Raw genomic sequence first — 26,786 nt, 5'->3', positions numbered from 1 at the left:
CAGTTTTACGACTCTCTTTCCAAAATGCAAAAATTAAGTAAACCGAAACACTTAATAGAGGATCATAAATAGATTAGTAACAATATAAATTACCTTCGACGGGTGCTTAGTACCTTATAAGTACAAAAACATCAAATGGTATCTTGTTTTGAAAAAAACTGTCAATTCACTGAAATGAAACTGATTGCCAGTTCTTTACATATTAGAAGCAATACTACTGTTCATGAGGCTACCAATCCCTTGTGTCGTCACCTATTGTTCTGGATGCTTCCTTTTGGCGCACTCGTAACTTCTCGGTTAGCCAATACACCTTTGTATGTTCACTATGGCATTGTGTAGGTGTAATAATTTTCAATCCATCGTGCAGATAGATTTTAAAGCAAAAAGCTTGCTCCGGCCACTTCGTGCATCCTCCAAGGAGGCAAAGCTTTTGTAGAGACTTCCAATCTGATTTAAGCGTTTGAAACATATCCCCTAAATATGGATGATCATTGCTTAACCATGAACTAGAAAGTGAACTTTGAATGGCCACACAAAATTGGCTATTCAAAATGATTTAGGAAATAGCCTTCTAAACTATTATCTTGATCGCTTTCACGTTGAATCCTGTCTAAATAGATGGTCTTGTGTTTTTTTTATGTAAGGGTCTGTTTGGTGAATTAATGTGACCAATTCCTGCTGAATCTTGTTTATTTTAGTCAATCTACTATGAATGGCCTTCTTACAGCTTTTTATATCGCTAAAAGTTTTATGAAAAAACAAACTACATTCTTTTAACATTGTTTCCTTTGATAGCCTTACATTAACATCGCTTTCAACTTCTTTAAAAAATGCTTCTCCCCCAGGATTCGTATAGTGAAAACCCTTAGTTCTTGTCTCTTTTTCTTTTGATTTAGCTGGAAAATATACACCAAAACTATGCACACCCTCTATCCATCTTCTAGTAAGGTTACTCCCACATAGAGCATCATTATACGAATACCTATATGACTATAGATAGTGGAAACGTTTTGATGATTCCAAACTTCATTAGTAATCCTGATCTAAACCGACTTTTTAATCAAATTTTGAACTCTCCTTATACTTTGAAACGGAACACAAGCTTTAATTAATGTTTCGCGAAACTCATCTTCAAGATCTGATGCTTCTACAATAGCCCCTCCTATTCCAAAAGTTGCGACTTGATCTTTAATGACTATCGTTCTAATGACAATACTTAAATCGGTATAACCGTTAAAGCCAACCCAACCTATAGATCCTGAATATACACCTCTATGCGACTCTTCAAGTTCATCTATTATGCTCATGGTTCGAAGTTTCGGAGCTCCAGTCATTGAGCCTCCCGGAAAGCATTTTCCTATAGATTTAAAAATGCCATTTTCCCAATTTAATTCTCCAACGACTGTAGAAACTAACTGGTGTACAGATGAATATGTTTCTACAACAAAAGCTTCTGGTACTCTCACTGTATCAGGATAGCAAACTTCATTAAAATCATGCCTGACTAAGTCGACAATCATTAAATTCTCCGCTCTATCCTTTGAGGAGTTCATTAAACTTTCTTTCTCCAAACTATCTTGTTTTTCAGTAATGCCTCTTGCTCTAGTTCCCTTAATTGGTTTAGATACCATTTTTCCACGTTCATCAATACTTATAAACATTTCTGGAGAAGAGCTTAATATTGAAAAATCTTCAGTATTGAAAAAAGCGCTATATCTCACTGGGCTCAAAAATCTCATTTCTTTGTAAAGCAATAATGGATCAAAGCTATAAGGCATAGACGCGCGATTCGTTAAACATATTTCGTAGGATTCACCTTCAGCAATGTATTTTTTACATAATTTAATCTTTTCTTTATAATCATCACGTGAAATTTCTAAATCAATCTCATCTTCCGTTGGGGGTATTAAGTGTTCTGGTGTTCTTTTTTGTATATCCTTTTCGCTCTTATTAAGCATACTTTCTGTTACATTTAAAGTTTCACCCCAAAAGTTACACACATAACTCTTCTGATCTTTATGATCAAACACTAAGATATTTTTAGGTAAATAAAGAACAGCATCCGGCATATCTGATGTATGTTTATTTGGTACCCCTCTAAGGGCTTTTAATTCATATCCTAAATAGCCAACGACCCCTCCTTTAAACGGGTGAAGAACATCTTTGGAGTTTTCATTGTCTATTAAAGAAAATATACAATCCATCATTTCGTAAAAATCTCCATAAATTGACTCTTGTCCTTTAGGGCCAGTTATATCCAACCTTGAATCTTCCACATAATAAATGAAGGAAATGGCAGAATCTCGATCACAATTTCCCATAACCGAAAACCTACTGCCGAACTCACTTGATAACTCTCCATCTAACCAAAAACTATCTTTTGAACCATAAAACAAACTCTCATATACTTCAATAGTAGAGAAGTCTATATCTTTTTCAACATTCTTTGGAGTCACACTCATTGGACATCCTACACACTCTAACTTTTCTTTAAGCAAAATCTCGTACATTTAATTGCCTCCCATAGAAATTTCTATAAAATTTCTAATTAATTCAACCCCAAACTCTGAATCAAATGACTCAGGGTGAAATTGCACGCCATAAATAGGCAACTCTTTGTGTGAAATTCCCATTATCAAACCATCTTGAGTGTAAGCAGTTACTTTAAGTGAAGGAGCGAGTTTAGTACAGATCAAAGAATGGTATCTAACTGCGAAAAAACTATTTGGTAAGCCTTTAAATATATTTTCGCCACTATTGAGAATAAGCTCCCTATAACCGTGTACTGGTTTAGGAGCCTTTCCGACCTCTCCACCTAAACAATAATTAATACCTTGGTGACCCAAGCAGATGCCTAAAATAGGAATATTCACTTCGTTAATGATCCTTTTACATATACCAAAATCTTTATCTTTTTCTGGAGTTCCTGGTCCGGGAGACAAAATAATATTTTTAAACTCTGAAAAATTAATTTTATGGAAAGGATAATCGTTATATATTACTACAGGAGAGACCTTCGTTACTTTATAAACATATTGCGCAATATTATTGGTAAAGGAATCATAATTGTCTATTATTAATGTTTTCATTTATTATCTTTCATCCTTTGATACCTTGCCTTCTACCTCACACGTTTCATTCTTATAACTAGGTTCTAATGGATAACTAAAAAATATTATATGAACAAGGTTTTCTTGTTTATGGCTCGATAGAAATGTAGGAAACGGCAGCTAATTTATGTATAAAAAAGCCACTTGCCAACATCCGAAAAAATACATACACTCCTGTTGTTCGGGCATTACGTTCACGAGAGGTATATAGGAGATGTTGGCAATGGCTGAAATTAATTATATCAGATACGAAACCAATACAAAATGAGATAACTCACGTAAAGAACAATTGCAAACAAGCGCCTAGTATCGTTTATGTATACAAAAAAGATATTTGGAATACTGTAAAGATGAACAAACAGCCCACCCAAGAGATAATTGATTAAAATTGATCGGTAACTTTCCTTCTCCTCACTTTGATCAGGAAAAGATTCGATGTTTCTCACAGCCACACCTCAATCCACGATTTCAAAGTGGATATCCCCCTATCGCCTACATTAACCAAACAGGCTTCCAAGAGCTTTGGCGCCGCTTGATAGTAAATTCTTCGCTCCTTCTTTGACCTCATTTCCAAAATCACTTGCGGCATTCCAAGCAGCTTTTCCTGTATCCCCTGCACCCTTCCAACCTTTTTTAGCTGCAACTCCAATTTTCTCTCCAACTTGCCGTACAGGCTCTCCTAAAGCCATTTTTTATCGGACTAAAACATTCTCTACAACAGCTAACAGCTTTTGCAAAAATATAAAAATACAATTTTATCCACCCCTGTCAATCTCGGACTCATCAATGTCACTCGGAATCTCTACAAAGTAGGGGACTATACGTCTGTATTCAATTGCTTGTTCCAAATATTCACGTTTATCGATTTCAAATTCGTCCTTTTCCTCTTCTAAATGCTCTGGCAACAACACTCGTTCACGTTCTTGCCCTGTTGTCTGACAGTACCATTGCCCGTTCTCTTTGTACAAAATCATTTCTTTTGGCGGAGTCCAATTCAAGCGATTAAAATAACGGACACCATTCTCTACATATAAAAACTCTACATATTCAAACGTCTTCGATCCCTTTTCCCGATAGTTGCTTATTCCCTCTGTAATGTAATAATCCAACTCTCCATACTCCAAGTAACGTCCACTTGACAGCATTTCCTCCGATACTTTTCGTATTGACGCCTCTTCGCGTGCTTTCTCTTCTGCTATCCTTCTGGCCCGCTCTTCTGGCGTAATGTCTAAGTCTATGCCCGCCCCCATAATCAAACGTGTCCAAAATCCAGAGAAAAAAAGGGCAATGCCTGGCCATGTGAGAGCTACCGCTACCTCTTTACCGAACAAAAATACATAAATACCCATACCTTTAGTGGAAGCAAAAATCCCCAACAAATGAAACATAAAAAAAGCGCCAAGGATAATGGTTACGATACGAGCTATCCTTTCTCGTGTACGAACCGGGATCCACTTGATCCATGAAAATAAAATAAACAACAATTGAATCCATAGAAGATTAATATAAAGCTCCTGGTAAAATGGTTGATCCACCAGCGCCTGTATTCCATATAAATTAATCGCCACCATTGACCATAAGCCTGCAGTGAATACAAACGAATAAGTTGACAGTCGATTATTATCTAGAAAGCGATAATCGACATATGCAGAAATGACACTCACAATCAAATAACTTCCCCACAGCAAAATGGCGAATAGACGCGATGCATCATTTATATACACAAAGAAGATATTGGGAATACTATAGAGATGAACCAACAACCCGAAAAAAAAATGATACCCACTATAAATAAAGAGAAAGCTTTCCTTTTTTTCGTATGTATGAGTAGAAGGGTTAACATTTACCATCATTTGCACCTCAATTCCACAAAAATTATGAGGAAAGGAATATTCCCCATCACCTACATTAACCAAACAGGCTTCCAAGAGCTTTGGCGCCGCTTGATAGTAAATTCTTCGCTCCTTCTTTGACCTCATTTCCAAAATCACTTGCGGCATTCCAAGCAGCTTTTCCTGTATCCCCTGCAGCCTTCCAACCTTTTTTAGCTGCTACTCCAATTTTCTCTCCAACTTGCCGTACAGGCTCTCCTAAAGCCGTTTTTTATCGGACCCAAATATTCTCTGCAACAGTTGACAACTTTTTCAAAAATATATTTTATTCATCCCTGTCAATCTTGGACTCATCAATATCACTCGGAATCTCTACAAAGTACGGGACTATACGTCTGTATTCAATCGCCTGTTCCAAATACTCACGTTTATCGATTTCAAATTCGTCCTTTTCCTCTTCTAAATGCTCTGGCAACAGCACTCGTTCACGTTCTTGTCCTGTTGTCTGACAGTACCATTGCCCGTTCTCTTTGTACAAAATCATTTCTTTTGTCGGAGTCCAATCCAAGCGATTAAAATAACGAACACCATTCTCTACATATAAAAACTCTACATATTCAAACGTCTTCGATCCCTTTTCCCGATAGTTGCTTATTCCCTCTGTAATATAATAGTCCAACTCTCCATATTCCAAGTAACGTCCACTTGACAGCATTTCTTCCGATGGTTTTCTTTTCTGCGCCTCTTCGCGTGCTTTCTCTTCTGCCATCCTTCTGGCCCGCTCTTCTGGCGTAATGTCTAAGTCTATGCCCGCCCCCATAATCAAACGTGTCCAAAATCCAGAGAAAAAAAGGGCAATGCCTGGCCATATAAGAGCTACCGCTACCTCTTTACCGAACAAAAATACATAAATACCCATACCTTTAGTGGAAGCAAAAATCCCCAACAAATGAAACATAAAAAAAGCGCCAAGGATAATGGTTACGATACGAGCTATCCTTTCTCGTGTACGAACCGGGATCCACTTGATCCATGAAAATAAAATAAACAACAATTGAATCCATAGAAGATTAATATAAAGCTCTTGGTAAAATGGTTGATCCACCAGCGCCTGTATTCCATATAAATTAATCGCCACCATTGACCATAAGCAAACCATGAAAAAAAGCAGGTTTGTCTCGAGTCGCTCATAACTTGGAAAGCGGTAAACAATATATGCAGCAACTGCGCTCATCACAAAATAACTTAAACAGAGTAAAACCGCAAACAAACGCGATGTACCATTTATATACACAAAAAAGATATTGGGAATACTATAGAGATAAACAAACACCCCACCCAAGAGATAATTGATTAAAATTGACCGGTAACTTTCCTTCTCCTCACATCTATCATAAAAAGAATCGATGTTTCTCACAGCCACACCTCAATCCTCGATTTCAACACAATTTAAAAAATAGTAAATATAGGCAAGTGGAGATCCCCCCATCACCTACATTAACCAAACAGGCTTCCAAGAGCTTTGGCACCGCTTCATAGTAAATTATTCGCTCCTTCTTTGACCTCACTTCCAAAATCACTAAGTTTATAAAATTCCCTCTAATACCATCTCCACGCCTGACGTAATTTACAAACCGCTGTCCATTTTTATAAATCACCGTTGGACCTGAAGCTCTGTTCAACAGACCTCCAACTCCTACATTAGGCAGATTCCTTAATCCCGCTATTTCTTTTGGAAGATTGCTAGGCATATATCCCTAACGTCGAACAATATAATTCCCTTTTGGATGTTTCATATTTTAGAAGCCAGCTTTGAAAAGTTTATTCATTCCCTGTCAATCTCGGACTCATCAATGTCACTCGGAATCTCTACAAAGTAGGGGACTATACGTCTGTATTCAATTGCTTGTTCCAAATACTCACGTTTATCGATTTCAAGTTCGTCCTTTTCCTCTTCTAAATGCTCTGGCAACAACACTCGTTCACGTTCTTGCCCTGTTGTCTGACAGTACCATTGCCCGTTCTCTTTGTACAAAATCATTTCTTTTGGCGGAGTCCAATTCAAGCGATTAAAATAACGAACACCATTCTCTACATATAAAAACTCTACATATTCAAACGTCTTCGATCCCTTTTCCCGATAGTTGCTTATTCCCTCTGTAATGTAATAATCCAACTCTCCATACTCTAAGTAACGTCCACTTGACAGCATTTCTTCCGATACTTTTCGTATTGACGCCTCTTCGCGTGCTTTCTCTTCTGCCATCCTTCTGGCCCGCTCTTCTGGCGTAATGTCTAAATCTATGCCCGCCCCCATAATCAAACGTGTCCAAAATCCAGAGAAAAAAAGGGCAATGCCTGGCCATGTGAGAGCTACCGCTACCTCTTTACCGAACAAAAATGCATAAATACCCATACCTTTGGTGGAAGCAAAAATCCCCAATAAATGAAACATAAAAAAAGCACCAAGGATAATGGTTACGATACGAGCTATCCTTTCTCGTGTACGAACCGGGATCCACTTGATCCATGAAAATAAAATAAACAACAATTGAATCCATAGAAGATTAATATAAAGCTCTTGGTAAAATGGTTGATCCACCAGCGCCTGTATTCCATATAAATTAATCGCCACCATTGACCATAAGCACCCAGTGAATACAATCGAATAAGTTCCCAATCGAGTCTGTTCTTGAAAACGATCGTACACATATGCAGGAATGACACTCACAACCAAATGACTCCCCCACAGTAAAATGGCGAATAAACGCGATGTATCATTTATATACACAAAAAAGATATTGGGAATACTATAGAGATGAACCAACAACCCAAAAAGAAAGCAATACCCGTTATAAGCAAGGAAGAAATTTCTTTTTTCACTGTTTGTATCAGGAGAAGGATTAACATTTATCACAATTTTTCACCTCAATTCCGCAAAGGTATTGGGAATGCTATAAAGATAAACAAACACCCCACCTAAGGGATAATTGATTAAAATTGATCGGTAACTTTCCTTCTCCTCACATCTATCATAAAAAGAATCGATGTTTCTCACAGCCACACCTCAACCCACGATTTCAAAGTGGATATCCCCCTATCACCTGCATTAACCAAACAGGCTTCCAAGAGCTTTGGCGCCGCTTGATAGTAAATTCTTCGCTCCTTCTTTGACCTCATTTCCAAAATCACTTGCGGCATTCCAAGCAGCTTTTCCTGCTTCCCCTGCAACCTTCCAACCTTTTTTAGCTGCAACCCCAATTTTCTCTCCAACTTGCCGTACAGGCTCTCCTAAAATTTTGTTCGCTGAGATACCGCCAATTGCCGCGCCAACAAATCCACCAACAACCGTACCAACGCCAGGGAAAATCATCGTACCTATAGCCGCCCCTCCGGTTGCACCCGCATATGCAGCACCAATATCCAACGCTGTTCCTGCAAGCGCGCGACCCGTTCTTTGTGCCGTACTTTTATCTTTATGTGTATCCGAAAATGCCTCCATAAAGTTGAGTCCCACCGCCAATACATTTCCTGCGCGGGCGAGGTTCTTTTGCCAGCCGCCGCCACCTGGTTTTATATTTTTAAGTGATTTTTTCACATCAACACTCTTTATTGTTGGTATGAAATTGTCACCTAAATTTTTCAATAAGTTTATAGAATTTCCTCTAAAACCATCCCCACGCCGGAAGTAATTTACAAACCGCTGTCCATTTTTATAAATCACCGTTGGACCGGAAGCTCTGTTCAACAGACCTCCAACTCCTACATTAGGCAGATTCCTTAATCCCGCTATTTCTTTTGGAAGATTGCTAGGTATATATCCATAACGTCGAACAATATATTTCCCTTTTGGATGTTTCATCAACTCATGTATTTTAGAAGCCAATTTTGAATCGTACTTTCCTTTTTGCTTTGTCCATGTCTTATCGGCCACCAATTGAACAGTACCGTCTCCATTGTCGACGAATTTCAACATGCCTGTTGTAAACATTATTGTCGTCGCTGCACCACGCGCAAAATCAACACCGACCAGTCCCCAATTCTGAATCGTTTTTACATCTGTTCCTAAGAAATTCACTACTCCCTGCACTAACGAACGGTCATCTCCACGATTCAAACGAGCCATATCCACGTCTGGAGCTTCCTTATGTAATGTCATCTCTTTGAAGTGCGACTTCACGTCTTGAATATTCACCCCTTGTAAAAGAGGTCCGCCTGCATTGGTCCACTCTACCGCTTTTTGCACAATGGCATCTAGTTCGGTACGGCTCGCTTGTACGTCAGCCATTAAATCGACTCCGTCATTGTCAAGCATATACAATTCATCAACGACTTCACTTGCGAATTTACGCGAACTCTCAATGCCGTTTAATACTTGGTCTATGTCTAGCTTTCCAAGATTCATAATATGGCTAACCGACGCCGCATACTCATCCACTTTTTGTTTGGACTGCTCCGTTGACTGCTCAACTTTATCTAGCCCTCGAGTCATTTGCGTATCCCAAAAGTCTTCGGTCACTACCCCATTTTCAGAGGGTTCATATTCAAGGATATACGCCTTCATTTTTTTAATTTTTTCAATCGTAGTGGTGATGTGGGCGCGAAATGCCCGGATCGTTGGGAGCTGTAACTCCGCATGATTCAAGATGATTGCTTCCCCACCTTCTCCAGTGAATGCACCGTCCATATTCAGTACTCTTTCAATTCCTACATCTATCAAATCCAAAAAATCCAAGCGACGTTGCAATTGATCTATGTCTTTATCAAGCTTCGTGATCGCTTGACTGACATCTAAGATTTTCATTATTTTCACCTCATTTTCCCTGCAAGCTCATGGTCCACATTCTCATATTCTTGCACCAAGGTTTGGAATTGCCGTTCCATTTGACTCAACGCCTGAAAATACATGCTTAATTTATCCTCTATTTCTTCTACTTCTCCGGTTTCAGCCAGCAACATGTCTAGCCCTTCAGTTGAATCAACCGCTTCTTTTTGAAAACTGCCAGCAAGCTCTCCGACCGCTTGAAGGATTGCCAGGGCTTCCTCTACGTTTACTTTGATTTCCATCTTCTATCACCCCTTCTTTTCCCTTGCCAGTTTATCAAGCTTTCTTAAATGGTTAATTCGATTGTTTCGGTATTGAATTTGTAGTCTTCCACTCTCGATTTTTTCCTGGAGTCGATCTCGCTTACTATCAATGGCATCGATCATTTCCTGGACTTGCTCTGGTAACTTCACATGCTCCAGTTTAAGCTTATCACGCTCTGCCCTTTCGAAGTCAGATGCAATGGTCCCACGCGCTGCGTCATTTCCTAATTCCGGATGATCGATATGACTTTTATCTGATACTAACGTGCTTTTTTCAGTTACTAACTTACTTCGGACATCAAGCAACTCTTGACGATGCTCTCCTGCTATATCCATTCCTTTCCTAATCGTTCGGATCTCATGATTCAGCATATTAATTTGATTTAAATAATAGCTCATCACCTATACACCCTTCTTCGTTTTTATCACGCAGTTTCATCCTTCTTCACTGAATAAAACCATCCTTACTATCAAGTTTTATTTAGCCCTCGCCAGACGACAAAACCAAAAACAGCGATAACTGGTTAACATATTATACAAGGACAAGTAGATCTTCTTTTATCACTTCTGGGATTTTGATTTTCACATCTTGCCCATTGACGATATGGTAACCAAATCCCTCTCCTAATGTCTCTGTACGATCCATTGGAAAGCTTATCACGCTCTGCCCTGATTTTTTCATCAGAAGTATATGTTGACGGACAGACTTTAATTGTTCAATAACTGGGCTGCGCCCCAAACTAATTTCTCGATGATTTGCTGCGGCTATGACTTGGAACTGTAAATGCCCAAACGTTTTCATCATATCCGCAAAAGCAGTTTCTTTCGTCATGCCAAGTGCCTGTTTAAAGTCTGCAACATTATCAATAACAAAGAGATAAGGAGAGAAGGCGGGAAACTCCATCCCCTGACTTAACGCCTCTTCATATTGAACCTTTCTTAATTCCATAACTCGTGTCGCCTCTTCGATCTCTTGATGCATACCTTCCATTGTCATGACATAGGACACTTTTTCATGGCGGTTGAAATCAAATAACGGGCGATCGACTCCATCAAATACGATAATCTTTTCTATGTTATCGTACTCAAGGTAGAACGAAAGCATGACTTTTAACATATTTGACTTTCCACGCTGTGGTTCACCAACAACCAATGTGTGCGCCCCTGCATCCTCAGCCATATAGACTGGCAGCACAGTCTCTTCGTTCAGGCCGAGTGGGATTCCTGGTCGAGGAACTTCTTCCAAGCGTTCTCGGAACCCAGCGAGTGTCAAGCTCTTCGGCAACATGACCATCGATTTTGGCAGTGCCGATCCTTGATAGCGGCTATTGATCGTTTGGATACGCGCTTTCACGTTTTCAATTATTTCAAAGTCCGTTTCCCCTTCTGCTGGTAAGTACGTATGGGCAAGCCAGTTTTTACCTTTTGCGACAATCATTCGACCCGGAACAGACTCAATCGCAAATGGAACCCTTCCAAGTAATGATGTGACATCGGTTTTATCAATCATGTAATGACAAATCTTCATATTCATGCTGTTTAACAGCACAGGCTTCACTGCGTTTCTTGCAGTTACGGTTGCAAAGACATAAATGCCGCGTGATTGACCATCTCGGGCGAACCGAGTGAAGGCCGGCACTAGGTCTGAAAACTCTTCCGGCAAGATGTCATAGTTATCAATGACAATGAAAATCGATGGCATTGGCTCGTCACTCACCTCATTGTAAACGGAGATGTTGCTCACTTCTTTTTCCATAAACAGCTCACTCCTGCATTCCATTTCTTTTTCAATGTAGTCAATGAGCTTTTCTAACTTACGTCCTTCATCCAATTTAATATAATCCCCGGTATGACGAAGCTGGCGCAATGGCAGAAGGGCACCGTTCCCAAAGTCGAGCAAATAATAGTTTGCTTGCTCAGGTGATTGTTTCTCCGCAAATGCTAAGAGTAACGTTAGGAGCGTCATCGACTTTCCGTATCCGCTCATACCAAATATCATTAAATTGCCGCTCTTGCCCCAATCATAACAAATGGGGAATTGCCGTTGATTCTCTGGGTCATCGGCAAGCGCAAATGGGAATGTTTGTGGATCATCTTCTTCGTAACTCTCAGCATCATAGAAGATCCGTTCTTCTAATGGGTCAAGCCACGGGCTTTTCGCTGGAACAATCGCCAATTCGTTTGTTGTTGTTATAATTTCTTCGACAATCGCCTCAATCTCGGTGATGCTTTCTTGTTTATTGTCCTTTTCCATCTCCGCTCGTGAAACAAGTTTTAGACCGAGATCTGTCACATAAGCAATCTCCTCTTCTCCCTCGTGAGCTGACCTCATATACTGCGCGCCGCTCCATGCGCTTTGGAACAAGTCGTATTGCTCGTTACTACCAATTTGTAAATAGCCTCGTCCCGTTTCTTTAATATAAGCGGCATCTTCGTTTTTTAGAATTTCTCTTGAATCCGTGGCGTTTTGTACTTTCAAGGCGATCCGAAAACGGGAGTTGCTCCAGATTTGTCCGTCTACAACTCCGCTCGGCTTTTGTGTCGCCAGGAGAAGATGTACACCAAGAGAGCGCCCAATGCGCGCCGCAGATACAAGTTCTTTAATAAATTCTGGTTCCTCATTTTTTAGCTCGGCAAATTCATCGGAAATAATAAAGAGGTGTGGCATCGGCTCTTTAGCGACACCTGATTTATACAGTTCCGTGTAGTCGTTAATATGGTTAACGGTATGTTCATCGAATAAGCGTTGACGCTTCTTTAATTCTGATCGAATGGAGGCTAGGGCACGTAAACTAAAGTTTTCACTCTCAGCAATATTAGTGATCACACCAAGTAGATGCGGCATCCCTTTAAATGGTTGCGCCATTCCGCCCCCTTTGTAGTCAATGAGCAAGAAGGCAACTTCATGGGGGTGGTAGTTGACGGCTAAAGACAAAATATAGGTTTGTAAGAACTCTGATTTCCCTGACCCCGTTGTTCCTGCAAGCAATCCGTGGGGACCATGCATCTTTTCATGTGCATCTAGCTCAAGCAGCTCATCTTTTGCCTTAAAGCCGATTGGCACTGCAAGGGATTTAGTGCTGTCATTGATTTGCCAACGTTTATTGATTTTTAAATCTTTCGCCCGCTTAATCCCTGGGAACATTTCCATAAAGGACACCATGTCAGGGATTGACCGTGTCATACCCTGTTGGTGATACAAAGAAGCGAGCATGCGCGCAAAGTTTTCGTTTGACGGATCGTATGGATCAAACTGGAAGCGTTTATGAATCGAAATGTTCCTTAGTAGCACGATTTCCCCTTCGTTTCGGTTTACTGCTTTCACAATTGTATGCACATGTTCATTTAAGTTTTGAGCAACGTCTGTTAAAAAGATAACGGTGAAGCCAAGCTGTTTATCTTTTCCTTCCAAATATTCCATAATACTGTGTTCTGCAATCAGTGAACGATTTGCGACAAAGAAAACGATGTGCGGGAGAAATTTTTTCGCTTCTCGTTTCTTCTCAAATGCTTCTTTTTGTGCCAATTCTCGCTGACGCAGCATGTGATACAACGGATTTAAAATGTAGTCGCACGCCTTTTCATCATAGATGAAGCCTTTTGCCTCTGAACCAGGCAATTGAAAATGTGGTAACCAGCGCATCCACTCCCATTTTTTGCGCTGTCCTTCATGTAAAATCGCGACAAACCGTAAGTCATGATAACTGTGTGCAAAAGCGAGTTGCCCAATAATTTGCGATACTTCACGTTCCACAATGGAAGGCTTTCCAACATATCCGAGCGCACCGCGGGCGAGACTTAAACGTAGTGGGGCATCCTCTAGGTGTGAATACTTGTCACGTAACCGCTCAAAATCCTCCATCAGCTCATCCCGATCACGGTTCGATAGCTCATTCACTCGGTTGATTTAATTCAAAGCTGGCGGGCACAGACGAGCGTCCAATTCGAATATCTAAAAAATCGTCGTTGTCAATGGTTCTCTCCCAAATACGGCTACTGACACGACGCGTCTCATCCTTCATTTGTTCGAACGTCGGGAAATGATATGAAAGCGCATGCCTTTGCGCCTCCGCTAGCTCCTGCAATTCATCCCGCTTTACCTCTAAATAGCGAGTGTACACACGTTTACGCTTTTCTTCTTTTTGCTTCCGCTTTTTCTTCTCGCGAAAAAACATCATTGTCGCCACAAACGCCATTACCGTCATAATTGGGACAGACATGAATAACATCCACGTGCGTTTCAATGTAATCGAAATCGTGACCATAATCACGATAATGGAAAGCGGCGGCAGCAAAACCAACCACAGTGGCCGGCTCGTATCATCCACTTCTTCAGACGGCATAGAAAAATCCACTTTATCCGTCGGTTGTTCATAGATCATACGTGGCGTACGGCGGTAAATAGGATACTGTTGTTGCATGAGGGACGTTGGCGTTTCTACCTGGGTCAACGTCGTTTTATAAGGCTCACTGCTTTCAACGATCAAAATAACACCATCTAAAATTTTCAAAAGCACGCGTCCAAAAAGAAGCTCATCACCGTCTAATATACGGGTCGGCGTGGATACTGTCACTCCGTTCACATATGGGGCCTGTGTCCCTTCTTTCGGATACAGCGTCCATTTCTTCTTTTCATATAGCAATAGGCAATCCACCTGAATATCCAGTGGTAAAACCACATTGGCAGAAGATTTATTGGAAATGGTCACAAGATTCGAATGACCCATATAATATTTTTTTTTACTTGGAGCCTCTTTTATGTATAGGAAAAAATAAGGTTGACCATCTATGTTCAAGTTGCATGATTCACCAGAAGAAAGGGTAAGCAGTTCTTCGTCTCCACACGTAACCAAGCACTGACCATCTTGATCACGAACTTGTATGTCTTTTTGTAAAAAAGAAATACGCACCTTTACTTGTTCCCCCGGGCCAATAACAGCAGGGAGTCCATCCACCGCCACCCTTTGCACATACTGATCGTAAAAGACCCACAATGTCGAGGACATTATTTGTCACCTCCACCCTTTTCCTTGTTATAATCCTTTTGATTCCTATCCTTTTCTTTTTCGTCTTTTCCTTCTTGTTTGTCTGGATTACCTTCATCATTCGGCTGGGATGGTTCCTCTTCCTCCGCTAACTCTTCAAGTTCATGCATATAATTATCAATCTCCGCTTCAATCTCCTTGATTAAGTCTTCCCGCTCTTTTCCTGACAGCTTATTATCATTTTTGACTTCTTCTCGACGCTTCAAATTGGCGTATACAAGCCACTCTTTATCTTGAAGCCCGCGGGCAATATCAATGGCTTCTTCATTTTCGCCCCGTCCAATCGCAATCCAGTAATCGAAGTAAGGCTCTGCAGCTTGCAGTACGAGCACATTTTTAAGGTTTTTCCGATGATAGTCTTGCAATGGTTCTACTGCGACATAAGATTGCGCGAGTTCATATTTCACAACACGGGGCATGCTGCTTGGTGAATACGGTTCAAGGGTATCAATCACTTCACTATAGTTTTCATTTAAGAAAGCGGAATGGCTAGCGGTAAATGCTTCTTGCCTTGGTTGTAAAAAGGCAAGGACGTACACAATATACACAATCGCTGGTACAAGCACGGAAATGAGCCCGATGCCTACCCACTTTTGTAGGATCCACCTTGTTTTCGGTACTTTATGTAATTGCTTTTCTTGTTGTTCCTGTTCTCGAATCCAATCACAAACAAGTTCACGTAATCCTTCTAACGTTGTTTGTTGGATGAGAGCTTCTGCTCTATGTGATAGTTTTAATGTGTCGTGATGATTCATATATTCATTAAATCGATAATTCCCATCTAAAAGCACTAGTAATGTGGTACGTAATTCAAGAAATAATCTATCGGGGGTTTTTTCATATGGGGGGATACTGTCTTTCACACCATAATGGATAAATGTCACCTCCAGCCCATCACTGACAAGCACGTTCTCCGGGCTGACAATCAAATGAAGTAGATCGTGATTATGTTGGATGACTTTTTGGATCAATGCGTGGGCAACAAAGAGTTTCACACTTTCTTCTTTATTTTTAAGCGTACCAAACGACTTCAATGGGATCACTGGTCTCACTTTAATGACAAAGTCGTCTTCATTTTGTTCGATTTCTCTTGTAGTGTACGGATCACAACCGTCTAGTACTCTTGCTTCTAACGTATCATTTAATTGAATCTCTTCATTTTGAAATGTAATAGTATAATAGCCGTTTTCATCTTTCCCTAACTGCATACCTAGTCGCTCTTCTAAATAAAGTCGTTTTCTCTCACTCATTTTCCCAACTCTGCCCCTCTCCTATGAGCGAATGTTCACAGTATCACTAAACGATCACCATTTGTGACACCATGGTCTGCCAAGATCTGATCTCCTCCAAGTATCCGCGCTTTATTTTCAATCCGGATATAATCCCCCTCTCGTCGCTGTTGGTTCAGCTTTTCAATTTCCCACACAATGTCGATGAACTTGCGCACAGTGTATTGGTCGGATAAACGCAAATCTATCTCCTTTTCTAAATAATTACGCAAATCAACTGTTACTTTTATGTACACAAAAACACCTCTTCCCAGAGAAAAAGCAATCACAATCCACAATAACATGAATCGCGATTGCGCTCCGTAAAATGATTTAGTATCCAATGCGGCTACGGATTTCTTGGTCTGTTGTTTCCACAACGTTCGCAATATCATCCGTTTGTGCTCCAAGCTCTTCGTACAACTGGATGAGCTCTTCTACGTGCCTCCGTTTGTCTTGCCACTGTTCAGCAAATCCTTGGAATGCCTCCCCTTCCCAAGTAGAGCCCAACTTCATAATACGTGCATCTCCTCTTTGCAGTAACTCTTGGTACGATGCTGCATCTGCACGGGTCTCATTTGCCTCCGTGCGTAATTCATCAGGTGTCATACGAATTTGTGCCATGAAAAATCTCCTCCTGAAAATTATGATTTTTCTTTAATACATAATTATTGTAAGAGTGAAATTATTATGATGTCAACCTTTTTGGATATATTTTACAATCATCCTGTTTGTATCTCTTCTTCCTCAAGCACTAACTACCTTAGAAACCCGCTTTGTGGAAGTACAATCTTTTTCGAAGACTGAAACGGGAAGTTAATGATAGTTGAAGGTGTAATACCGTAACTTATCTCTCTTGTGTCTTCATCTTTCCCCAATCTGGTTGATGTGTTCCCCAAAAGTCTTATGTTATCGTTAATGATCAAACATAATTTTTCCATTTATTTATACTTTACACAAAATTATGTTTTTATCAATCATTGTTTCTGATACGATAATAAGTAAATCGTGACACGTATGGATAATCATTGAAAGAAGGAGGATTTAATAGACTGTGAGAAGCAAGAAAAACAGTGTCATCAGCCTATTCATCGCCATTCTAATCATCGCTTCGATCCCCATCGGCTTTTTTAATTACATTGGGCCCGAACCAACGTTTCGTCCAAAAAACACGACAGCACAAATCGCAATTGTTAACGAAGATGATGGTTTTCTTCAAGCAAAAGATAATCTCGTCACGTTAGGACAAGACTCGATTTTAACGATTGAAAGCGGTGAATCTGAGTACGAATGGCCTGTTGTCAGCCGGAGCGCCGCACAAACAGGGCTAGAAAACAAAGAATACGATGCTGTCATTTATATTCCTTCCTCGTTTTCACGCGACATTATGTCATTTAAAGAGGAAGTACCGAGAATCACTAACATTCGCTTTGAGATATCACCCCACCTAAACGCGAAAAACCAAGAACGTGTCCAAAAAGAGCTCGAAGCTGCCCAACAAAAGCTGAACGGGCAAGTCACAGCCATGTATTGGCGTTATGTAAGTGAAGAAATTAACGAAGTTCAAACGAACTTTGGTGAAATACTGGACAAAGAGATCGATTTCTTAAATGAAATGTAATCGTTTTACGCTCCCAGCTCACAAGAACTTGGGGAGGAAATTGATCGCCAGCGTGAGCGCTTAAGACAGCTATTTTCCCACTCGAAAGAGGCGGCGGGTATTGCAGGAAATTCACAAAGCAGTCTTACAGAAGCAGAAAAAGCTTTTGAAACGCTCACGAACAATATCGACACGTACCTAGCTTATCAAGCAGATGTAGTAGATTCCTTACAATTAATCGATCTTGAAAATGAACAGCTGATAAATGAAGCATCCGCAGAGTTCAACTCATTATTAGAAGATGGTGAGAGACGGATCAGAGAAGGCCAAGAACCCTTTCAGCCGCGATTAGAAAATGAAGGAAACAACGTATACGACTATTTGCAAGCGATTCGTGCTGGAGTAGGTACTCTCGATCAACAAATGCAAGGCTTTGAAACGAATATGAACACCTCTTTTCAGGCATTACATCGAGAGATTGACCTTCTGCCGCAATCACACAGGGATGTCATTAGAAATTACAATCAGCAAGACGCTTTGAATGCCTTTTTATCTACAATGGAATCCACTCTCGTCATACGTAAGAACCTGACTCAAAAAACTCCCGATGAGCAACAGCGGCCAGGTGCACCACAAGATGATTTGAAGGGGCTGACACCAAGTACACTTGACGAGATCCAGGAGCAAGCCAAAACCATAAAAGAATTGCTTACCAAGCTTGAACCGGAAAAAGAGAAGCCTGAACCTAATCCAATACCCGATCCGGAGCCAGACACTAAACCGGGATCACCGGGTGAACCAAACAACAATCTCGAACAAGAAAACACGATGGGGAAGTCAGAAGAACAACCTGATCCAACACCAGATACTGAACCAGGATCACCGAGTGAATCGGACAACGATCTCGGCCAAGAAGACACTTTAGGGAAATCAGAAGATAATGACCTAGACAATAAAAGAGATTCAGAAGAACAACCGGAACAACCAGGAGAACCACAGCAACCAGATACGCCTCAAGATGAACGTTCCCCGTATACGATCTGGGAAGAAGCAATGGCGATTATTGAGCAGCTAGAAAATGAATTGAACAGCCAAAAGACAAACATCAAAAACAACCACGATCTCGTATCCAGTTATGTCGACTACTTAGAAAAACTGCAACGCTACCTAGATCAATTAGAAGAAAGAACAGAGGCGCTACCGAGCTCACTGATAGACAAAATTCAGGAGCGCGAAAAGCGGATTTTATCATCCGAACCTGCAAGTGAATTTGCGCCCCGTTTTAGTGATCCAATTCAAAATCGTGACCCTGGCTTACTGATGGACTATTACGGATTACTTTCTGAGCTTGAACTGACCATACGAAACTATAGTTCTAGCAGCACTTTAAATCGGGAACATGCAGATGCGGCGATTAAGCAATTTGCTCGTATGGGAGAGTTAAGGGAACAAATCCTTGGATCACAAGAAAACGTGACATCCTTCATGTTCTTAACCGAGGATATTAAACAATTCCAGAAATTCTCTACAGACGCACGTACCGAAATGGATACTCTCCTTGAAGATACGAATACCGTGCTCGCCGACCTAAGTGATGAAATCAAAGAGGAACAACAGCTTATTTTATCATTGGTTAATGAAACACATGTACATGCGGGCAACGCTGTAGAGCAAATAAAGAGTAACCGCAAACCAATCGAAATTGAAGCTGGGCCAATCGAAGGCCTTGATGGCCACCTTGTGCAGATGAGTCATCAAGCGTCTTTAATGGAGGTCGAACAACTTGGCGATGTCGTATCCTCTCTTAGCAAGCACCAAGACGGTTTGATTGGGTCAACAGAAGAAATGTTTGGCCAAGTCTCAAGTGTCCAAAGCAAATCTGATGATCTAAATAACCGATGGAAAAAGAGTGTGGATACAACAAAACTTGTACATGACAATATGAATGATATTCTTCATAATGCGATTAACGATGGCTATTACAACGACTACGTATACAAACACTTGTCCAACCCGGTCAACGTTGCTGGAGAACAAGTGGTAGAACCTGCCGAACCGTTTACGCCACCAGTTGTCATGCTTGTGATTATCTTGCTTGTCAGCCTACTGATTGGATATTTGGCTCACCATTATGGGAATTTGCCTATCCTTGTGCATCTATCACTATATGTCATTTTATCGGTTGCTCTTGGATTAATTATTAGCATATACGGACTCAATATCTATAAAATGTCGGAGGCACAAGCCATTCAATGGTCCATTATTACGGTATTGCTTGTCCTGGCTACATCAGGATTAATGTGCTTAATACTCATAATCGGACCATGGATAGGAGCACTCGGGAGCGTTTTAATCATTTTCCTATTTACCACTCCGCTCCTTGATATGGCGATGCCAAACTTTCGTTCCAGTAACCCGATAGCTGAACTATTCATATCTATTCAACATCAAGAACAAAAACTATTCGTACCAGGTGCCACGGTACTATTCGCCATTACCTGCTTTTCAATCGCAATAATAGTGGCTAAACACATTTACAAAAATCAACAATTACGTCATTCAGCAGAGGAAGAGGAATATGAAATTTAAACGTTTGACTGTTTGTTGTGGTGTAGTAGTAGTGCTTCTTACAGGATTTTCTCCCCTCTCTTTTGGGGCGAAAGAACCTACACGTACGGATCCCGCCGAGTATCAAGAGCATGAAATCCGGTCCAATCTACGAAAAGATCACACTTCAGAAGAGGCACAAGAGCCGGTGCGTGTACCTGAAGAAGTGCGTAAGTTACAATTCGATCAACCACGAGAACAAGAATACGATAAAATGATTCGTACCCTCTCCTTCACAAGAGAAGATAAATTCACCACTGAAACGATTGCAAGTCATATTGGACTGTTTGATACAGAAAACCCTTTGCCGCAACAGACACCGAACAATGATAATTCATCCGTTGCTTGGCTCCCTTGGGCACTGGGAGGTGTTGTAATAGCACTCTTTTTAACGCTGTTTGTGTATATCTTGCCTAAAGGGTTTAATCAAATGGAGCAGTAAAATCATGAGACTGGGACATAAGTTAAAAGCTGATTGATATTCGTAATAATCGTGAGAATAAAACCGCGGGAAATCAAGGTTTTCAAACTTGATTTCCCGCGGTTTACTCATTTTTACAGGGTTATGTCCCAGCCATTATTTTTGTTAAAAAAATCCCTACCATCGCTACGTCAAAATATTTCGCTGTCCTCAGGTCTCTTCAGCTTCCTCGGAAAGCAGAGATCGCTTTTTGTTTACTGGGATAAGAATAGGTGCATTAGGAGTACTTCTTGAGAGCGACGTCAATAGCTTAGTGATCCCCAAAAAATACGGTAGAGAATGTAATTAAAATAATTCCAGTCACTCTCCATTTTTTGTACCTTTTTTTAATGAAAAAGCCTTCTTGGAATCGACATCCAAGAAGGCCATGGGTTTTAACGTTTTGAGAACTGCGGTGCACGACGAGCAGCTTTAAGACCGTATTTTTTACGTTCTTTCATGCGCGGGTCGCGTGTTAAGAGTCCGGCGCTTTTTAAAGGTGCACGGAATTCTGGATCAGCTTGAAGCAGCGCACGGGCGATGCCGTGACGAATGGCTCCTGCTTGACCAGTGTATCCGCCGCCGTTTACATTGACCAATACGTCGTAGTTGCCCAATGTTTCAGTAGCCGCCAACGGCTGTTTAATGACTTCGCGCAATGCTGCGAATGGAATGTAGTCTTCTACTTCACGATTATTAATAACGATACGGCCTTCGCCGGGTACTAAGCGTACGCGGGCGACTGAGCTTTTACGTCGGCCTGTACCATAGTATTGAACTTGTGCCAAAATAATTGCCCTCCCTTTCAAATTATCCGCGAAGCTCGTAAGTTTGCGGTTGTTGTGCGTGATGTGGATGTTCAGGTCCTGCGTAGACATGAAGCTTTCTGTACATTTGACGTCCTAAAGGTCCTTTTGGAAGCATGCCTTTGATGGCGAGTTCAAGCATTTTTTGTGGTTGCTTTTCCTTCATTTCCTGTGCGGTTCTTTGCTTGATGCCTCCGAGGAAGCCTGTATGGCGGTAGTAAATTTTGTCGCTCCATTTATTACCAGTTAGTTCGATTTTTTCAGCATTTACGATAATCACGTGATCGCCTGTGTCAATATGAGGTGTGTAAGTTGGTTTATGTTTGCCGCGCAAAATGCTCGCCACTTCAGATGCAAGACGGCCAAGCGTTTTGCCTTCAGCGTCAACAACGTACCATTTACGATCGATTTCTCCGGCTTTAGCCATATACGTAGTACGCATTTGTTACCCTCCAATTTTGCAAAAATTAGCTGTTGTTATTTTCATCACAATAAGTTTCCGGGGCTTATCGTGGAATTGAAAAAATAATACCATAGGATATTTTATCGGTTTTGGCAAGTGAAGTCAAGAACAATTTGTACACCTGGGCAGGTTGTTATTATCAACATGGCCGTTTTCCGTAATAGACTTCCCACAAATAGAGTCCTTCGGGGGGAGCAGTCTTCCCTGCCAAGCGGCGATCTTTCGCCGCCAAAATGTCTTTCATTTCCTCCGGGGCCCTTTTTCCTGCTCCCACTTCCAACAGCGTTCCCACTATAATTCTCACCATATTATATAAAAATCCGTTCCCGGTAAAGGTGAATATGATTTCCTCATGACGCTCTTCAATGTCAAGACGCGAAATGGTTCTCACTTTGTTCGCCATTTCTGTTTTTGCCGAACAGAAACTTGTAAAATCATGGGTTCCTTCCACAAATCGTGCCGCGCTTCTCATTCTTCCAATATCCAGGTTTCGAGATACATGAGCATAATAATGGCGTTTAAAAGGGTCTCGTGTCTCACGATTGTACAGATAGTACTTGTACGTTTTTCCGACTGCGTCGAAACGGGCGTGAAAGTCGGGCTCTGCCGCTTCCACATTCAAAAAAGATATATCTTGCGGCAGGAGGCCGTTCAACGCCTTCACCCATCGTTCTGGAGGCAGGGACAGCCCAGAGTCGAAGTGAATGACTTGTCCGCGCGCATGGACCCCTGCATCGGTACGTCCTGAAGCCGTAACCGCAATATGGCGTCCCTTATGCATTTTTGCGAGCACTTTTTCAATTTCGGCTTGGATCGTCCGTCCCTTCGGCTGGATTTGGTAGCCGGAGAAGCCTGAACCGTCATATTCAATCGTTCCTTTATAACGCTGCATGTACTGTAACCCTCTTTTTTAAGATCTCCATAAAATTAGCAGTATGGCCAGTATGATGAAGGCACATCCCGCGAAAACATCGCGCCGAGCCCATTTCAATAAACGGTATTTTGTCCTGCCTTCTCCCCCGCGGTATCCCCGCGCTTCCATGGCGGTCGCAAGTTCTTCAGCCCGTTTAAAGGAACTGACGAACAGGGGAATCAACAGCGGAACGATCGATTTCAGCCTGTCCTTTATGGGACCGCTGGAAAATTCAACGCCCCTGGCCATTTGCGCTTTCATGATTTTATCCGTCTCATCCATAAGCGTTGGAATAAAACGCAATGAGATGGACATCATGAGCGCCAATTCATGAACTGGAAACTTGATTTTCTTGAGAGGTTTCATCAAGCTTTCAAGCCCGTCTGTCAATGTAATCGGCGTTGTTGTCAACGTAAGCAACGTCGTGACAAACACGAGCAGGAAGAAGCGAAGCGAAATAAAGATCGCCTGGCGAAGCCCTTCTTCGTATATGTTAACATTGCCGATACTGTAGATGACATCCCCTTCTTTGTTGAAAAAAAGTTGCAGGAAGAAAGTAAAAATGATCAGTATGAGAACGGGTTTTAAACCATTGATTAAAAACTTCACATTCATTTTGGACAAAATAATCAATAAAAAGACAAACAGAACAAGCAAACTATATGTCAGCGTATTATTCGCCAAGAATACAATAGCGATAAATCCGAACACAAACAGCAGTTTTGTTCTCGGATCCAATAAGTGAATGACCGATTCACCGGGAATATAACGCCCAAAAATCATTTTTTCCATCATGGGAGCATGCCGCCTCCCTCTTTTAGCTCTGCCAGCAGGTCGGACAGTTCTTTGATGGAAAGACATGTTTTTCCAAGCTTTTTATTTATTTTTTGCTCTAGCCGATATTGAAATTTGACGACTTGGGGTACATCCAGCCCCAGTTCAAGAAGTTCTTCCGGATTGGAAAAGATTGTTCTCGGATCGCCGGTTTTTTGTATCCGGCCTCTATGCATGATAACAATTTCATCGGCATATTTCGCCGCATCTTCCATGCTGTGCGTTACTAGAATGGTAGACAGGCCCTTTTCCTGATGCAAGCGGTAAAACATCTCCATAATTTCCGTTCGGCCGCGCGGATCAAGCCCCGCTGTTGGTTCGTCCAACACTAATACTTCCGGTTCCATCGCCAGCACTCCGGCAATGGCAACCCGGCGCATTTGTCCGCCGGAGAGATCAAACGGGGATTTTTGCAATATGTCTTCATCCAGACCTACTTCTTTTATTAGTCTTCTTGCCCTTTTTTTAGCTTCTTCTTCAGAAATGCCGAAATTCATCGGTCCAAAACAAATGTCTTTTTCAACAGTTTCATCGAAGAGTTGATGTTCAGGAAATTGGAATACGATGCCGACTTTTTGCCGGATGCTGCGCAGGTTCTTCTCTTTCTTTCCCGCTGTAATCGTTCTGTCGCCGATTGTAATTTGCCCTTTTGTCGGCTGCAGCAGAGCGTTTAAATGTTGGAGAATGGTAGACTTTCCGGAACCGGTATGGCCGATCAAGGCGATGAATGAGCCTTCCTTGATACGGAGGTTGATGTCTTGGATGGCTAGGCGTTCAAACGGTGTATTGGCTGAATACTTATATTCTACTTCTTGAAGTGTAATTTCCATAGATCATTCACCAACTCTTCATCTGTCAAATACAATTTCGGCAAGCCAAGCCCCACTTTCCTAAGCGTATGGCTCATTTTAACTGGGAAAGGAATATCAAGCCCAAGAGTAATCAACTCTTCCTCCAGTTCAAAAATCTCTTCCGGTTTGCCGTCTTTATACACCTGGCCCTGGTTCAGAATGATCATTCTATCTGCCTTGGCGGCTTCTTCCAGATCATGCGTAATCGATATGACTGTCAATCCTTGTTCATCCTTTAATTCTCTTACCGTCTGAAGCACTTCCTCACGCCCCAGCGGATCGAGCATGGATGTCGCCTCATCCAGAATGATAACATCCGGCCTGAGTGCAATAACACCTGCTATAGCCACGCGCTGCTTCTGGCCTCCTGAAAGATGATGTGGCTCCTGGTTGAGAAAATCATACATATGCACCCGTTCGAGTGCCTCTTTTACACGTACGGTCATTTCTTCATGTGGAACACCGTTATTCTCCATCCCAAAAGCCACATCATCTTGTACGGTCGTACCGACAAACTGATTATCCGGACTTTGAAAAACCATTCCGACCATTCTGCGGATATCCCAAACCGTCTCTTCGTTTAAAGGAAGATTCTGAACTTTGATCATCCCGTGTTCAGGAAATTGGAGTCCATTCAAAATTTTGGCCAATGTCGACTTTCCTGAACCGTTATGGCCCACAATAGCCAGCCATTCGCCCTCTTCTATAGAAAACGATACATCTTTTAAGGCGTAGGATTCCTGTTCTTCATACCGAAAAGAAATATTTTCTATGGAAATGATCGGTTTAGCCATCCTTTGCCCCTCCTCCAGCAAGCATTGACGTTTGCTGATTCGTCCATAAACAGAAAAAAGCCTGCACCTTTCTCCAGGTCACCGGCTGAACCGGCGCCTCACCCTTGCGGATGACCGTGGGAGAAGGTGCATGAAGCTAGACAGGGTCACAAACATTGTGCCTATCGTAACGCTCTTTTAAGCTTTAAAGAAAAGTGCAAGCGCCTGGACCAGCCCCCACTAGCAGAAGACGAGGCTGCTGATTTTAATTCTTGTGAAGCTTCATAAAATAAGCCTCATGCGAGCTTGCCACAAAGTAAGCAACCCTAGGAATAATAGCTTTGGGTAGTCTGCTTCCCTGCAAGTTTCTGCTAGCGACCTCCAGGGGCTAGGCGCTGGATCTGGACATCATACAGCATATGAAATGACACATTATTTAAAGAAAAAGGGCATTAGACGTACGCCCTGCCCTGTAGTTTTTCTTTTGAATTACACTAATTCAATAATAACCATTGGAGCTCCGTCTCCACGGCGTGGTCCGAGCTTCATGATTCTAGTATAGCCGCCTTGACGTTCTTCATATCTAGGGGCAATATCGGAAAACAATTTTTGTAATGCATCTTGGTTCGCTTCGGCATCTGCCACTTCTTTACGAATGAAGGCGGCTGCCTGGCGGCGGGCATGTAGATCTCCACGTTTTCCAAGAGTGATCATTTTTTCCACAACAGAGCGAAGTTCTTTTGCACGCGCTTCTGTTGTTTCAATCCGTTCGCTGATAATTAAGTCAGTAGCCAAGTCGCGAAGCATGGCTTTGCGTTGCGCGCTTGTACGTCCTAATTTACGATAAGACATTTCGTTTCCCTCCTTTGTTGTGGCAAATTCATTATGTCGTTTCTCTTTTTAATCGTCTTTTCGAAGTTCCAGCCCAAGCTCTTCCAGCTTGCCTTTTACTTCTTCCAGCGATTTTCTTCCCAAGTTTCTTACTTTCATCATGTCTTCTTCGGTCTTATTGGCCAACTCCTGAACCGTGTTAATGCCGGCCCGCTTGAGGCAGTTGTAAGACCTGACGGAGAGATCAAGTTCTTCAATCGTCATTTGTTGGTGTTTGTGTTTTTGTTGTTGTTGTTTTTGTTGGT

Annotated in this window: 26 protein-coding genes; 3 read left to right on the top strand and 23 right to left on the bottom strand. The window is 41.6% G+C overall.

The genetic code is table 11. The annotated features are described in order from the left end of the window. Positions 1–594: 594 nt before the first annotated feature. The 15 genes from JOC94_RS19780 to JOC94_RS19715 form a co-directional block, all read right to left on the bottom strand. On the bottom strand, positions 595–924 hold the full coding sequence (locus JOC94_RS19780) for a hypothetical protein (RefSeq protein WP_077111592.1): 330 nt from the start codon (positions 922–924) through the stop codon (positions 595–597). Positions 925–1,043: 119 nt separating this feature from the next. Further along, positions 1,044–2,510 carry an aminodeoxychorismate synthase component I gene (pabB, locus tag JOC94_RS19775; protein WP_077111591.1) on the bottom strand — a complete coding sequence of 489 codons (1,467 nt, stop codon included), beginning with the start codon at positions 2,508–2,510 and terminating at the stop codon, positions 1,044–1,046. Continuing rightward, the gene (locus JOC94_RS19770) at positions 2,511–3,089 is read right to left on the bottom strand and encodes an anthranilate synthase component II (RefSeq protein WP_205180117.1); all 579 of its coding nucleotides are present in this window, start codon (positions 3,087–3,089) and stop codon (positions 2,511–2,513) included. A gap of 463 nt (positions 3,090–3,552) precedes the next feature. Then, a complete protein-coding gene (locus JOC94_RS19765) occupies positions 3,553–3,771 on the bottom strand; it encodes a hypothetical protein (RefSeq protein WP_139345630.1) in 219 nt (72 codons plus the stop codon). A 94-nt stretch (positions 3,772–3,865) separates the two neighbouring features. Further along, complete coding sequence (locus JOC94_RS19760; RefSeq protein WP_205180116.1) at positions 3,866–5,110, bottom strand: hypothetical protein; 1,245 nt, start codon at positions 5,108–5,110, stop codon at positions 3,866–3,868. Positions 5,111–5,267: 157 nt separating this feature from the next. Continuing rightward, a complete protein-coding gene (locus JOC94_RS19755; protein WP_205180115.1) occupies positions 5,268–6,359 on the bottom strand; it encodes a hypothetical protein in 1,092 nt (363 codons plus the stop codon). Positions 6,360–6,767: 408 nt separating this feature from the next. Then, positions 6,768–7,859 carry a hypothetical protein gene (locus tag JOC94_RS19750; RefSeq protein ID WP_205180114.1) on the bottom strand — a complete coding sequence of 364 codons (1,092 nt, stop codon included), beginning with the start codon at positions 7,857–7,859 and terminating at the stop codon, positions 6,768–6,770. Positions 7,860–8,051: 192 nt separating this feature from the next. Next, on the bottom strand, positions 8,052–9,746 hold the full coding sequence (locus JOC94_RS19745) for a T7SS effector LXG polymorphic toxin (RefSeq protein WP_077111588.1): 1,695 nt from the start codon (positions 9,744–9,746) through the stop codon (positions 8,052–8,054). Between the two features lie 5 nt (positions 9,747–9,751). Beyond that, entirely contained in the window at positions 9,752–10,009 is a 258-nt protein-coding gene (locus tag JOC94_RS19740; protein WP_077111587.1) for a hypothetical protein, read from the bottom strand. A gap of 6 nt (positions 10,010–10,015) precedes the next feature. Beyond that, positions 10,016–10,429: a DUF5082 family protein gene (locus JOC94_RS19735; protein WP_139345629.1), complete on the bottom strand. Its 414-nt coding sequence runs from the start codon at positions 10,427–10,429 to the stop codon at positions 10,016–10,018. Positions 10,430–10,562: 133 nt separating this feature from the next. Beyond that, positions 10,563–13,892 (bottom strand): type VII secretion protein EssC, encoded by a 3,330-nt coding sequence (essC, locus tag JOC94_RS19730; RefSeq protein ID WP_236017163.1) that lies wholly within the window; start codon positions 13,890–13,892, stop codon positions 10,563–10,565. 28 nt (positions 13,893–13,920) lie between these two features. Next, positions 13,921–15,036, bottom strand: coding sequence for an FtsK/SpoIIIE N-terminal domain-containing protein (locus JOC94_RS23025; protein WP_236017162.1), 1,116 nt, complete (start codon positions 15,034–15,036; stop codon positions 13,921–13,923). Beyond that, on the bottom strand, positions 15,036–16,325 hold the full coding sequence (gene essB, locus JOC94_RS19725) for a type VII secretion protein EssB (protein WP_077111585.1): 1,290 nt from the start codon (positions 16,323–16,325) through the stop codon (positions 15,036–15,038). Before essB ends, JOC94_RS23025 begins: the two co-directional genes overlap by 1 nt. Positions 16,326–16,360: 35 nt before the next feature. Beyond that, positions 16,361–16,600 (bottom strand): EsaB/YukD family protein, encoded by a 240-nt coding sequence (locus JOC94_RS19720; protein WP_018709244.1) that lies wholly within the window; start codon positions 16,598–16,600, stop codon positions 16,361–16,363. Between the two features lie 76 nt (positions 16,601–16,676). After that, complete coding sequence (locus tag JOC94_RS19715) at positions 16,677–16,967, bottom strand: WXG100 family type VII secretion target (RefSeq protein ID WP_077111584.1); 291 nt, start codon at positions 16,965–16,967, stop codon at positions 16,677–16,679. 430 nt (positions 16,968–17,397) lie between these two features. Here JOC94_RS19715 and esaA point away from each other — a divergent pair, with 430 nt between their 5' ends. The 3 genes from esaA to JOC94_RS19705 all read left to right on the top strand — a co-directional run bounded on the left by esaA (position 17,398) and on the right by JOC94_RS19705 (position 20,992). Next, positions 17,398–17,964: a type VII secretion protein EsaA gene (esaA, locus tag JOC94_RS23020; protein ID WP_253191884.1), complete on the top strand. Its 567-nt coding sequence runs from the start codon at positions 17,398–17,400 to the stop codon at positions 17,962–17,964. Positions 17,965–18,324: 360 nt separating this feature from the next. Beyond that, complete coding sequence (locus tag JOC94_RS19710) at positions 18,325–20,532, top strand: type VII secretion protein EsaA (protein ID WP_236017161.1); 2,208 nt, start codon at positions 18,325–18,327, stop codon at positions 20,530–20,532. Continuing rightward, positions 20,522–20,992 (top strand): YueC family protein, encoded by a 471-nt coding sequence (locus JOC94_RS19705; RefSeq protein ID WP_077111583.1) that lies wholly within the window; start codon positions 20,522–20,524, stop codon positions 20,990–20,992. The genes JOC94_RS19710 and JOC94_RS19705 overlap by 11 nt, the downstream gene beginning before the upstream one ends. 413 nt (positions 20,993–21,405) lie before the next feature. Here the strand turns inward: JOC94_RS19705 and rpsI are convergent, their stop codons facing one another. The 8 genes from rpsI to JOC94_RS19665 all read right to left on the bottom strand — a co-directional run. Continuing rightward, entirely contained in the window at positions 21,406–21,798 is a 393-nt protein-coding gene (rpsI, locus tag JOC94_RS19700) for a 30S ribosomal protein S9 (RefSeq protein ID WP_077111582.1), read from the bottom strand. Between the two features lie 22 nt (positions 21,799–21,820). Beyond that, positions 21,821–22,258, bottom strand: coding sequence for a 50S ribosomal protein L13 (rplM, locus tag JOC94_RS19695; RefSeq protein WP_077111581.1), 438 nt, complete (start codon positions 22,256–22,258; stop codon positions 21,821–21,823). 160 nt (positions 22,259–22,418) lie between these two features. Beyond that, on the bottom strand, positions 22,419–23,171 hold the full coding sequence (truA, locus tag JOC94_RS19690; protein WP_077111580.1) for a tRNA pseudouridine(38-40) synthase TruA: 753 nt from the start codon (positions 23,169–23,171) through the stop codon (positions 22,419–22,421). An 18-nt stretch (positions 23,172–23,189) separates the two neighbouring features. Further along, a complete protein-coding gene (locus JOC94_RS19685; protein ID WP_077111579.1) occupies positions 23,190–23,987 on the bottom strand; it encodes an energy-coupling factor transporter transmembrane component T family protein in 798 nt (265 codons plus the stop codon). Further along, complete coding sequence (locus tag JOC94_RS19680) at positions 23,984–24,856, bottom strand: energy-coupling factor ABC transporter ATP-binding protein (protein ID WP_077111578.1); 873 nt, start codon at positions 24,854–24,856, stop codon at positions 23,984–23,986. Before JOC94_RS19680 ends, JOC94_RS19685 begins: the two co-directional genes overlap by 4 nt. Next, positions 24,832–25,671 carry an energy-coupling factor ABC transporter ATP-binding protein gene (locus JOC94_RS19675; protein ID WP_077111577.1) on the bottom strand — a complete coding sequence of 280 codons (840 nt, stop codon included), beginning with the start codon at positions 25,669–25,671 and terminating at the stop codon, positions 24,832–24,834. Before JOC94_RS19675 ends, JOC94_RS19680 begins: the two co-directional genes overlap by 25 nt. A 468-nt stretch (positions 25,672–26,139) precedes the next feature. Next, entirely contained in the window at positions 26,140–26,502 is a 363-nt protein-coding gene (gene rplQ, locus JOC94_RS19670) for a 50S ribosomal protein L17 (protein WP_077111576.1), read from the bottom strand. Positions 26,503–26,550: 48 nt separating this feature from the next. After that, positions 26,551–26,786: DNA-directed RNA polymerase subunit alpha C-terminal domain-containing protein (locus JOC94_RS19665; RefSeq protein WP_328799815.1), on the bottom strand; the 236-nt coding region annotated here is incomplete at its 5' end.

The sequence above is a fragment of the Siminovitchia thermophila genome, assembly GCF_016909185.1.
Lineage (GTDB): Bacteria > Bacillota > Bacilli > Bacillales > Bacillaceae_C > Siminovitchia > Siminovitchia thermophila.
This window is presented reverse-complemented; position numbering and strand designations above follow the sequence as displayed.

Bases quoted from the DNA above. Each gene is read 5' to 3' on its own strand.
- JOC94_RS19745 (WP_077111588.1), bottom strand. From the start codon at position 9,746: ATGAAAATCTTAGATGTCAGTCAAGCGATCACGAAGCTTGATAAAGAC.
- JOC94_RS19680 (WP_077111578.1), bottom strand. From the start codon at position 24,856: ATGGAAATTACACTTCAAGAAGTAGAATATAAGTATTCAGCCAATACA.
- essB (WP_077111585.1), bottom strand. From the start codon at position 16,325: ATGAGTGAGAGAAAACGACTTTATTTAGAAGAGCGACTAGGTATGCAG.
- JOC94_RS19770 (WP_205180117.1), bottom strand. From the start codon at position 3,089: ATGAAAACATTAATAATAGACAATTATGATTCCTTTACCAATAATATT.
- rplM (WP_077111581.1), bottom strand. From the start codon at position 22,258: ATGCGTACTACGTATATGGCTAAAGCCGGAGAAATCGATCGTAAATGG.
- JOC94_RS19735 (WP_139345629.1), bottom strand. From the start codon at position 10,429: ATGAGCTATTATTTAAATCAAATTAATATGCTGAATCATGAGATCCGA.
- JOC94_RS19740 (WP_077111587.1), bottom strand. From the start codon at position 10,009: ATGGAAATCAAAGTAAACGTAGAGGAAGCCCTGGCAATCCTTCAAGCG.
- JOC94_RS19715 (WP_077111584.1), bottom strand. From the start codon at position 16,967: ATGGCACAAATTCGTATGACACCTGATGAATTACGCACGGAGGCAAAT.
- rplQ (WP_077111576.1), bottom strand. From the start codon at position 26,502: ATGTCTTATCGTAAATTAGGACGTACAAGCGCGCAACGCAAAGCCATG.
- JOC94_RS19705 (WP_077111583.1), top strand. From the start codon at position 20,522: ATGAAATTTAAACGTTTGACTGTTTGTTGTGGTGTAGTAGTAGTGCTT.
- JOC94_RS19685 (WP_077111579.1), bottom strand. From the start codon at position 23,987: ATGATGGAAAAAATGATTTTTGGGCGTTATATTCCCGGTGAATCGGTC.
- truA (WP_077111580.1), bottom strand. From the start codon at position 23,171: ATGCAGCGTTATAAAGGAACGATTGAATATGACGGTTCAGGCTTCTCC.
- pabB (WP_077111591.1), bottom strand. From the start codon at position 2,510: ATGTACGAGATTTTGCTTAAAGAAAAGTTAGAGTGTGTAGGATGTCCA.
- JOC94_RS19675 (WP_077111577.1), bottom strand. From the start codon at position 25,671: ATGGCTAAACCGATCATTTCCATAGAAAATATTTCTTTTCGGTATGAA.
- essC (WP_236017163.1), bottom strand. From the start codon at position 13,892: ATGGAGGATTTTGAGCGGTTACGTGACAAGTATTCACACCTAGAGGAT.
- JOC94_RS19760 (WP_205180116.1), bottom strand. From the start codon at position 5,110: ATGCCGCAAGTGATTTTGGAAATGAGGTCAAAGAAGGAGCGAAGAATT.
- JOC94_RS23025 (WP_236017162.1), bottom strand. From the start codon at position 15,036: ATGTCCTCGACATTGTGGGTCTTTTACGATCAGTATGTGCAAAGGGTG.